This is a genomic window from Candidatus Synechococcus spongiarum SH4, assembly GCF_000586015.1.
Taxonomy (GTDB): domain Bacteria; phylum Cyanobacteriota; class Cyanobacteriia; order PCC-6307; family Cyanobiaceae; genus Synechococcus_B; species Synechococcus_B spongiarum_F.
Window position 1 is genome coordinate 1 of record NZ_JENA01000042.1, and the last position, 9,926, is coordinate 9,926.

10 protein-coding genes are annotated in these 9,926 nt (G+C 63.4%); 7 read left to right on the forward strand and 3 right to left on the reverse strand.

Features of this window, described 5'->3' with window-relative positions:
* The 5 genes from BG35_RS0103335 to ureC all read left to right on the forward strand — a co-directional run.
* Window positions 1-656 (forward strand): MT-A70 family methyltransferase (locus BG35_RS0103335; RefSeq protein ID WP_236619760.1); only part of this gene is annotated, 656 nt, incomplete at its 5' end.
* Between the two features lie 288 nt (window positions 657-944).
* Window positions 945-1,853, forward strand: coding sequence for an urease accessory protein UreD (locus tag BG35_RS0103340; RefSeq protein ID WP_051506123.1), 909 nt, complete (start codon window positions 945-947; stop codon window positions 1,851-1,853).
* 2 nt (window positions 1,854-1,855) lie between these two features.
* Window positions 1,856-2,158, forward strand: coding sequence for an urease subunit gamma (locus BG35_RS0103345; protein ID WP_025781700.1), 303 nt, complete (start codon window positions 1,856-1,858; stop codon window positions 2,156-2,158).
* A gap of 40 nt (window positions 2,159-2,198) precedes the next feature.
* The gene (locus BG35_RS0103350; RefSeq protein ID WP_025781701.1) at window positions 2,199-2,513 is read left to right on the forward strand and encodes an urease subunit beta; all 315 of its coding nucleotides are present in this window, start codon (window positions 2,199-2,201) and stop codon (window positions 2,511-2,513) included.
* Window positions 2,514-2,560: 47 nt separating this feature from the next.
* Entirely contained in the window at window positions 2,561-4,273 is a 1,713-nt protein-coding gene (ureC, locus tag BG35_RS0103355) for an urease subunit alpha (protein WP_025781702.1), read from the forward strand.
* Between the two features lie 69 nt (window positions 4,274-4,342).
* Here the strand turns inward: ureC and glgB are convergent, their stop codons facing one another.
* From glgB to BG35_RS10055, 3 genes are read right to left on the reverse strand one after another with little or no spacing between them, the layout of a single operon-like run.
* On the reverse strand, window positions 4,343-6,673 hold the full coding sequence (glgB, locus tag BG35_RS0103360) for a 1,4-alpha-glucan branching protein GlgB (RefSeq protein WP_025781703.1): 2,331 nt from the start codon (window positions 6,671-6,673) through the stop codon (window positions 4,343-4,345).
* Between the two features lie 25 nt (window positions 6,674-6,698).
* Window positions 6,699-8,312: a CocE/NonD family hydrolase gene (locus tag BG35_RS0103365; protein WP_071994770.1), complete on the reverse strand. Its 1,614-nt coding sequence runs from the start codon at window positions 8,310-8,312 to the stop codon at window positions 6,699-6,701.
* Window positions 8,313-8,348: 36 nt separating this feature from the next.
* The gene (locus tag BG35_RS10055; RefSeq protein WP_236619761.1) at window positions 8,349-8,621 is read right to left on the reverse strand and encodes a DUF8664 family protein; all 273 of its coding nucleotides are present in this window, start codon (window positions 8,619-8,621) and stop codon (window positions 8,349-8,351) included.
* Between the two features lie 132 nt (window positions 8,622-8,753).
* Here BG35_RS10055 and rimM point away from each other — a divergent pair, with 132 nt between their 5' ends.
* Together rimM and BG35_RS0103380 are read left to right on the forward strand one after the other, a co-directional pair.
* Complete coding sequence (gene rimM, locus BG35_RS0103375; RefSeq protein ID WP_025781706.1) at window positions 8,754-9,341, forward strand: ribosome maturation factor RimM; 588 nt, start codon at window positions 8,754-8,756, stop codon at window positions 9,339-9,341.
* Window positions 9,341-9,926 (forward strand): sugar phosphate nucleotidyltransferase (locus BG35_RS0103380; RefSeq protein WP_025781707.1); only part of this gene is annotated, 586 nt, incomplete at its 3' end. The genes rimM and BG35_RS0103380, both read left to right, overlap by 1 nt.

The following is a 9,926-nucleotide window of genomic DNA, read 5'->3' on the forward strand; positions in this document are numbered from 1 at the left end:
TTGCTGGTTCCCTCCCTTGCGTGATGCAATCCCCTTCCGTCGATTTGGCTGCAAGTTTGCAAGGACAGACCTTTGGGACCGTGCTTGCCGATCCACCCTGGAGATTTACCAACAGAACCGGAAAAATAGCACCGGAGCACCGGCGTCTTGCCCGTTACCATACTCTATCGTTTGAGGAAATAGCTGCCTTGCCGGTGGCAAACTTCATGACGGAAGCTGCCCACTGCTATCTGTGGGTACCGAATGCCTTGCTGCCTGAAGGACTGTCAACATTGAAAGCCTGGGGATTCCAGTACAAAACCAATTTAATCTGGCACAAAGTGAGGAAAGACGGCGGATCGGACGGGCGGGGCGTCGGTTTCTATTTTCGCAATGTTACGGAGATGATCCTGTTTGGTATCAAGGGAAAGAATGCCCGTACTTTACCCCCTGGCCGCAGTCAGGTGAACCTCATTGCCAGCCGCAAACAGGAGCACTCCCGCAAGCCTGATGAGCAATACAGCCTGATTGAGAGTTGTAGTTGGGGGCCGTACCTGGAGCTGTTCGGGCGGGGGACTCGCAAAGGATGGCAAGCATGGGGCAATCAAGCAGAACCGGAATACGAACCGGACTGGCCCACCTACCCGTACAACTCCGCCATGGTGACAAGATCATGAACAATACTTGAAAAATTCGAGATCACCACCAACATGATCCGCTGATCGGGACTTGTACGCCTTTTCCGCCTTTCATGCTGCCGGGGCGATCTATTAAACTGCGCCGGATCTGTGTATGGCGCTGGTGGAATCGAGCGCCAATTCCCCTTGCCAGGGCTGAGCCGGTTCATGTTTCCCCCGACTTCGGCAAGCCTCCCACATCCCCCTATCCTGTCACCGTTGCTACAGGGCGCCCCACCCCGGCCTGGGAAGATTCAATGCCTCTTCACTTGAAAGCGTAAGCGAACCGTGGATCGGCAATGCTGGCAAGGGAACGCCTCCATCCGATTCCACCGCTCCGGGGAGCGCACAGTGTACCAGGGGGGATGTACCGCCCCCTTGAAACTCTCCCGTGCGGTGAACCACGGCAGCACCTGTGAGTTGTCCCTTCTCCATACCGCAGGCGGGTTGGTGGGAGGCGACATGCTGCACGTGGACTGCCGGTTGGCCCCCCGTAGCCGCGCTCTGCTCACCAGTGTGGCGGCCCAGAAGGTCTACGGCAGCGTGGGGCGCTCCCGACTCCATCCCCAGGGCGCTTGGGCCCGGCAACAACTCGTCTGTCGGGTGGAGGACGGGGCATGGCTCAGTTGGTTTCCCCAGGAGACGGTGGTGTTTGCCCATGGTTTGCTGGAGCAGGACCAGCGGGTGGAGTTGCAGGGATCCGGCGCCTGGCTGGGGGCGGAGGTGGTGCGGCTGGGGCGCACAGCGGCGAATGAAACCATTGGGCGAGGCTGCTGGCGCTCGCGCCTGGAGTTGTGGCGTGGACAGCGCCTGCTGCTGGGGGACCCCATGGGCCTTGACGGCGCCTCCCGGCAACGGCCCCACGGCCTGGCGGGGCAGGCGGTGGTGGGGATGTTGAACTGGGCCGGTGGGCTGCGGCTGGATGCCTTGGCCGTGGACGCCTGCCGTCAGGCCCGGGGAGATCTTCCCGGCGAGATGGAGGCGGGGGTCGTCCACGATGATGGGGGAGACCTCCTCTGCTGCCGCTACCGGGGGGATTCCACCCAGGCGGCCCGCTGCTGGTTTGTGCGCATCCGGGCCTTGATCCACCAGTGGCGGGGGGAACCGCCCCCTGTTGCGCCCCGGGTCTGGCCCTTGCAGGAAACCCTCCTGTTGTCGCCCGGCACAATGGTGGCAGATGGCGTTGCCCCCTGCTGACCATGCACCTCACCCCCCAGGAGAAGGACAAGCTGATCACCGTCACCGCGGCTCTGCTGGCGGAGCGGCGTCTCAAGCGCGGTCTGCGGCTGAACCATCCCGAAGCGGTGGCATGGCTCAGCTTCTGCATCCTGGAGGCGGCCCGGGACGGCAAAACCGTAGCGGCGGTCATGGCGGAGGGCTCCACGTGGCTGGGGCGGGACCAGGTGATGGAGGGGGTGCCGGAGTTGATCCGGGAGGTGCAGATGGAAGCCACCTTCCCCGACGGCGCCAAGCTGGTGACCCTCCACGAGCCCATCCGCTAGCCCGCGCCACACACCCGTCCATCACACCAACCACCCCGCCATGTCCCCCATGATTCCCGGCGAACTGCTGCCTGAACCCGGCGTCATCCTGCTCAATGCAGACCGGCCCACCCACCAGGTGCTGGTGGCCAATCCGGGGGACCGGCCCGTTCAGGTGGGATCCCACTTCCACTTCCACGAGGTGAACAGCATCCTGACCTTTGACCGGGAATCCTGCCGGGGGATGCGCCTGGATCTGCCGGCAGGGACCGCCATGCGCTTCGAACCCGGTGACGAGCGGCTGGTGCGGCTGGTTCCCATGGGGGGGCGGCGGCGCGTCATCGGCTTCAACGGCCACATCAACGGCCCCCTCTGACCACACGCCACCCCCTTCACTCCACCCCCTGTCTTCCCCACCCCGCCATGGCCTATCCCCTGGATCGCCGCGTCTATGCAGAAACCTACGGCCCCACCGTGGGGGATCGCCTGCGGCTGGCGGATACGGACTTGATCCTGGAGGTGGAGCAGGATCGTTGCATTTATGGGGAGGAGGTGAAATTCGGCGGCGGCAAGGTGATCCGGGACGGCATGGGTCAGAGCCAGGCGAGCCGTGGGGACGGCGCCATGGACACGGTCATCACCAATGCCCTGATCCTGGATTGGTGGGGCATCGTCAAGGCGGACGTGGGTTTGCGGGACGGCAGGATTGCCGCCATCGGCAAAGCGGGCAACCCCGATATTCAGGACGGGGTGGACGTGGTGATTGGTCCGGGGACGGAGATCATTGCTGGCGAGGGGCAGATCCTCACCGCCGGCGCCGTTGACAGCCACGTCCATTTCATTTGTCCCCAGCAGGTGGAAACCGCCCTGGCCAGCGGGGTGACCACCATGCTGGGCGGGGGCGTCGGACCCGCCACCGGCACCAACGCCACCACCTGCACGCCGGGCGCCTTTCATCTGGCGCGGATGTTGCAGGCGGCCGAGGGGCTGCCCGTGAATCTGGGGTTTTTCGGGAAGGGGAACGCCAGTGAGGCGGAGGCATTGGAGGAACAGGTGCGGGCGGGGGCCTGTGGCCTCAAGCTCCACGAGGATTGGGGCTCCACCCCGGCCGCCATTGACTGTTGTCTGACGGTGGCGGACCGCTTCGACGTGCAGGTGTGTATCCACACGGACACCCTCAACGAAGCCGGCCATGTGGAAGACACCATCGCCGCCATTGCCGGACGCACCATTCACACCTTCCACACCGAAGGGGCCGGTGGCGGTCATGCGCCGGACATCATCCGCATCTGTGGCGAGGCCAACGTGGTGCCCTCCTCCACCAATCCCACCCGCCCCTACACCGCCAACACCCTGGAGGAACACCTGGACATGCTGATGGTCTGCCACCATCTGGACCGCGGCATTCCCGAGGACGTGGCCTTTGCCGAATCCCGCATTCGCCGGGAAACCATTGCCGCAGAAGATATTCTCCACGATCTGGGGGCCTTCAGCATCGTTGCCAGTGATTCCCAGGCCATGGGACGGGTGGGGGAGGTGGTTACCCGCACCTTCCAGACGGCCCACAAAATGAAGGTGCAGCGGGGTGCGTTGCCGGAAGACAACCACCGCAACGACAACCATCGCATCCGCCGCTATATGGCCAAGGTGACCATCAACCCCGCCATTGCCCACGGCATTGACAGCCAGGTGGGTTCCGTGGAGGTGGGCAAACTGGCGGATCTCTGCCTCTGGAAACCCGGCTTCTTTGCCGTCAAGCCTGAACTGGTGCTCAAGGGGGGCTCCATTGTCTGGGCCCAGATGGGGGATCCCAACGCCTCCATCCCCACCCCGGAGCCCGTCCATGGCCGCCCCATGTTTGCCGGCTTCGGCGCCGCCCTGGCTCCAAGCTGCCTTACCTTCGTCTCCCAGGCGGCTGTGGATGGGGATCTCCCCCACCGGCTGGGCCTGCAAACCCCCTGTGTGCCCGTGTGCAACACCCGTGGGGGCATCGGCAAGACCGCCATGAAGCTGAACACCGCCACCCCGTCCATCCAGGTGGACCCTCAAACCTACGAGGTGTTTGCCGATGGCCGGTTGCTCACCTGTGAACCTGCCCGGATGTTGCCCATGGCGCAGCGGTATTTCCTGTTGTGAGAAAGCGGTTCAAACCCCGGTCCCGGATCAGGGAGGGGCGCCGGGGATGCTCTTATCTTTCTTTCTTTCTTACCTTTCCTGGCCATTGCCGGGGGTTGCATCCACAGTGGCTACGGCGCTTCCTTCCCCCTCGTCAGGACCATGGCGGCTGTGGCGGAAGATCACGGTGCTCAAGGGGGGCAGGCATAGATCCAGGGAATGGGCATAGCTGTGCATCGGCCAGGGGTCTGTAAAGCGCCCCCCCAGGTTACCCAGATTACTGCCCCCATAGATTTCCGCGTCACTGTTGAAAGCCTCTCTATACCAACCCTCCAGGGGCACACCGATTCGATAGTTCTTGTGGGGATTCGGGGTGAAATTACACACAATCACCAGCCAGCGCTGACTTTTCTCGTCTCTGCGCATGAAGCTGATCACACCGTTACGATTATCATCACAATGGATCCATTGAAAACCGTTGGTGTTGAAATCTTCCCGCCAGAGGGCCGGCTCTGATTTGTAGAGAACATTAATGTCATCAATCATCCGCATCAGTTTCCGGTGATCGGGATATTGTAGCTTATTCCACTCCAGATCATCCCAGACATTCCATTCACCCCGCTGGCCAAATTCCATGCCCATAAAAATTGTTTTCTTACCAGGGTGGGTCCACATGTAAGCGAGCAGGGCGCGGGTGTTGGCAAACTTCCGCCAATCATCCCCTGGCATCTTATGCAGTAGATTACTCTTCTCATGCACCACCTCATCATGGGAAAGAGCCAACATGAAGTTCTCACTATAGTAATACATCATGGAAAAGGTAATGAGATTCTGATGAAATTGTCGGAACCATGGATCCATGGCAAAATAATCCAGCATATCATGCATCCAACCCATATTCCATTTCAAGTTAAAGCCCAAGGCATCACGGCTATGCTCACCAGGGGGCTGGGTAACACCTGGCCACTCGGTTGACTCTTCCGCAATGGAAAGAATCCCGGGGAAGTAATGGAAGAGGGTTCCATTGAGCTGTTGAAGGAAATTCACCACCTCCAGATTCTCGCGGCCACCATATTTGTTGGGTAACCATTCTCCCTCTGGCCGGAGATAATCCAGGTAGAGCATGGAGGCAACCGCATCCACACGGATTCCGTCAATATGGAACTCACTGATCCAGAACAGGGCACTGGAAACCAGGAAATTGCGCACCTCGTTGCGACTGTAATTAAAAATCAACGTGCCCCATTCCTTATGCTCGCCAATGCGTGGATCAGCATGTTCATACAGGAAATCACCATCAAAGTATGCCAGGCCATGATTATCTTTTGGAAAATGCCCCGGCACCCAGTCCAGAATGACGCCAATTCCGTTTTGATGACAGCGATCCACAAAAGCCCGGAACTCGTCGGGCTTGCCATGGCGGCTGGTGGGGGCATACCAACCCGTCACCTGATACCCCCAGGAGCCCTCGAAGGGATGCTCCGTGACGGGCATCAACTCAATATGGGTAAAACCCCGCGCCTTCACGTGGGGGATCACCTTATCCGCCAGTTCCATGTAGGTGAGCAGCCGTGTCCCCGGCTTCATGTCGTTGGCAGGGACCGGTGAACGCGCCGTGCCGTCCGGTTCCACATAGGGCTGGGCCGCGTCGGCATGGAGCCAGCTTCCCAGGTGCATCTCATAGACGGCAATGGGCTGCTCCAGGGGGTTCCGGCCATCCCGCTCACGAATCCAGGCTTCGTCACCCCAGACAAAGCGGTTCTCCGCCACCACGGAGGCTGTGGCCGGGCGCACCTCATGGTGGAACCCGTAGGGGTCCGCCTTGGCGTAGGGATGCCCATGGCGGGTGTGGATCTCGTATTTGTATAGTTCCCCTTCCCCCAGACCCGGGACAAACAGTTCCCAGATGCCGCCGCTGCGCTGTTGTGCCGGATGCATCCGCCCGTCCCAGCCGTTGAAGGCGCCAATGACGGACACGCTGACCGCATTGGGGGCCCAGAGACAGAACTGTACGCCGCTCACCCCGGCCTGCTCCAGCCGATGGGCCCCCATGCGGGTCCAGATGTGATGATGATTACCTTCGGCAAACAGGTGGCGATCCAGTTCCCCCATCCACTCCTGACGAAACCCGTAGGGGTCGTGCTGACGGCTGTTGATGCCGCCCCGCAGCAGTTGCAGTTGGTAGGCGCAGCCGGGATCCGTCGCTAGCTCCCGCTCAAACAGCCAGGGATGGTGAACCGCCTCCATGGGCAGCATCCGGTCTTGAAGCGCCAGGTCCACACGCTCCGCGTCCGGGAGCCAGGCCCGCACCACATGGCCGCCGCCGGGGAGAGCGTGGGGGCCGAGAATTGCGTAGGGGTCGTGGTGACGGCAGTTGGCCAGCCGTTCAACCGCTTGAATAAACCCTTGGTGTTCACCCACAGGGAGAATGCAGATTCCTAGGAGCCTACGCTGTGGCCGGATCCTGCTGCTGCAACGGCAACTGCAGGCAGGCTTCATCCCAGCGGAAATGCACCACCACCACCTGGCGCTCGTGGGCCGCCACGGTGTGGGGCGCCCGGCCGTTACCTGGATTGATCCCGATCAGGGGCCACCCCGCCAAGGCGATGGACAGGCGGAGCCGCACCGCCGCCGGCACTGTCCGCAGCAGCGGCTGAAAGCGAACCAACCGCCAAGTGAGATCCTGGGCCTGGGGACCCAGCCAGCGCTCCACCCCCATCGTGAGTTGTTCCACCCGTGTCCGTCCCCCCGTCTCCCGCACCTGGGACAGGGCGCAGCAGAGATCAAAACCCTGTCCCTCACTGGCGGCCTTCAGCCGTAGTTCCACGGCGCCGCCGAGGGTCAGGGCATGGGGCAAAGGCATGGTGGTGAAGGTGAGCACGTCGCTGCGGCAGTCCAGGTCATGGCGGTCCGCTGGGCCGGCCTGCAGGTCCAGATGTCCGCCCCGGGCCGGGGTGGGTCGCCATGGATCCAGCACCAGTTGATCCCGGCCTCCCCCCATGGCTTGCTCCGGCTCCAGCAGCAGCCGGCCGGCCTGGGGATCCACCCCACTGAGGCCTTCGCCCCTCAACCAACAGCGTCCCGGCGCCTGTGGGGGCCAGTGGGAACCGCCCCACCAGCGACCGCGTCCCACGTCAAACAACTGGACAGGGCGCCGGGACTGGGCCGGGGGGCAATCCTTCAAGTGATGGTTAAAGAAGGCCAGGTGCCGCTGATCCAGTCCGCCGCCGCGCCAATTGCCATGGGTCCAGGGACCCACCACCAACCGGGGGCGGCCACCGGCCTTCAGGCTCCGGTCATGGAGCGCCATGACGCCCCGGAGATAGGGGTCGTACCACCCCCCGATCAGCAGCATGGGTCGCCGCAGGACGGCGGCCAGGCCCCCATCCGCTACGGGTGATTCCCAGTCCCCCGACCACCAGCGCAACAGGTGGTTCCCGGGGTCCACCTGCTGGAGAAGCTCCCAACCCTCCTCAAGAAAATCCTGACGGTGAAGGGCCTTGCGGATGCGGCCGTAGGCCACCCCGTCCCCGCGCCGCTGACAGGCTGCGGCCGCCAGTTGCAACGCCCAGGCCAGCCCCAGGGCCCACCAATCCGCCCGGCCGTCCCGGCACCAGTGGTGTTGCAGGCTGAGGCCCGCCATGGCCGGGGCCGTGCAATCCGGCGCGTCCGGACCGTCCCAGAGCAACTGGGTCAAGCCCTGGTAGGAAAAGCCGTAGCAACCGATGCGGCCGTTACAATCCGGCTGGGCCCGCAGCCAGGCCAGGGTGCAGCTCCCGTCCCGGGCTTCGTTGGCAAACAGGCGGAACGTGCCGCCGGAGTCGCCACAGCCCCGCACGTCCTGCACCACCACCAGGTAGCCCTGGGCGGCATACCAGGCGGGGTGGGCATAGACCATGGTGGAGGCCAGGGCATGCCCATAGGGCTGCCGCATCAGCAGGGCCGGCCATGGCCCCCCGTGTCGGGGGCGCCAACAACCGGCCTGCAGGGGGACGCCATCCGGCAACACCAACCGGCGTTGCTCGTGGATCACGTCATATGGCGCCCCGACAGCACCCATGGGATGCTCTTCCCATTATCCCCGCAGGGTTCGCCTTCAAGTCACGTCAGGGCAGTGGAGACCCACGACATAGGTGACGAGAATCTCGGCATCGGCGGTGCTGATTCCCTGGCTTGCGGCCACCTGTTCCAGGCCCGTGGACGAGTAGACGCTACTGCCGCTGGAATTGATAGTCTCGAACTGTTGGCAGAGTTCCTCGACCATGGCGGGGTTGTTTTTGACGGTATTGAGAAGACCGGAGGGGTTGGCCTGGGTGGGACGCAAAATCCTCGGCCCAGCCGCCATGGCCGCCGCAAGCCCCAGAATCACGAGACCGAGGCGTAGACGTAAAGGCGGGCGCAACTTCCTGAATCCTCTTGCCGTTTCCATGGTTTTGCCTGGGCTTTTTCCCAGTCTACACCCTGGATCCGGCCTGCCGCAAGTCCTGGTGAGCGCCGGTTCATGACCGTCACTCCCCCCCTGATCGAGATTGGGCTGGTGGTGGCCGCCCAGGGACTCAAGGGGGAACTGCGCATTCTGCCCTGCAGTGATTTCGCCGAGCGTTTCCTCAAGCCTGGTCCCCGTTGGTTACGGAAGCTGGACGAGCCGCCCCGGCCGGTTGAGTTGCTGCGGGGCCGCCGCCTGCCCCGCAAGGGTCTTTACGGCATCCGGCTCAAGGGCATTGAGACACGGAACCAGGCTGAAGCGCTGGTGCGGCGCCGGCTGCTGGCGGATGACTCCACCCGGCCGGCCATGGGGGCGGGAGAATTTCACCTGCTGGACCTGGAGGGTCTGGAGGCGCGCCTGGATCCGTCGGGTCCGGCCCTGGGCACGGTGGTGAACCTGCTCCACGGGGGCAACGATCTGCTGGAGATTCGTCTGCGCCATGGGGGGCAATCCGTCCTGGTGCCCTTTGTGGAGGCCATTGTTCCCCAGGTTCGTCTTGAGGAGGGGTGGCTCCTGCTGTGCCCGCCTCCGGGTCTGCTGCCCGTTGAGGCGCAGCCCATGCCCGTGGATGCCATAGGCTCGGCTCATCAGCCCGAATCCTGATGGCGTCACCCCCGGCGGTGGTTCCGGTAATCCTCTGTGGGGGCGTTGGCACCCGCCTCTGGCCCCTGTCCCGGTCCGCCTACCCCAAGCAGTTTCTGTCCCTTGTGGGTCGCAACACCATGCTCCAGCAGACCGTTCTGCGCCTGGCGGGGCTACCGGGATTACAACCGCCTCTGCTGGTGTGCAACGATGCCCATCGCTTCATTGCCGCCGAGCAGACGGGGGCTGTCAACGTGGAGCCCGCCGCCATTCTGCTGGAGCCTGTGGGTCGCAACACGGCGCCGGCGGTGGCCGTCGCCAGCCTCCAGGCCATGGCGACGAGTCGGGAGGATGCCCTGGTGCTGGTGCTGGCGGCCGACCATGCCATTGCCGATGCCGATGCCTTCCGCGCCGCCGTTTGCCAGGCCGTTCCCGCCGCCCTGGGGGGACGCCTGGTCACCTTCGGCGTCACACCCACAGCCCCGGAGACCGGCTACGGCTACATCGAAGCCGATTCCCGCTCGGACGGGTTCGGCCTTCAGCCCGTTCGCCGTTTTGTGGAAAAGCCCAGCCGTGAGCGGGCCGAGGCTTTCCTGAGCCAGGGGA

Coding starts and splice junctions, on each gene's coding strand:
- BG35_RS0103365 (WP_071994770.1), bottom strand. CDS start 8,312: ATGGGTGCTGTCGGGGCGCCATATGACGTGATCCACGAGCAACGCCGG.
- rimM (WP_025781706.1), top strand. CDS start 8,754: ATGACCGTCACTCCCCCCCTGATCGAGATTGGGCTGGTGGTGGCCGCC.
- BG35_RS0103350 (WP_025781701.1), top strand. CDS start 2,199: ATGTCCCCCATGATTCCCGGCGAACTGCTGCCTGAACCCGGCGTCATC.
- ureC (WP_025781702.1), top strand. CDS start 2,561: ATGGCCTATCCCCTGGATCGCCGCGTCTATGCAGAAACCTACGGCCCC.
- BG35_RS0103345 (WP_025781700.1), top strand. CDS start 1,856: ATGCACCTCACCCCCCAGGAGAAGGACAAGCTGATCACCGTCACCGCG.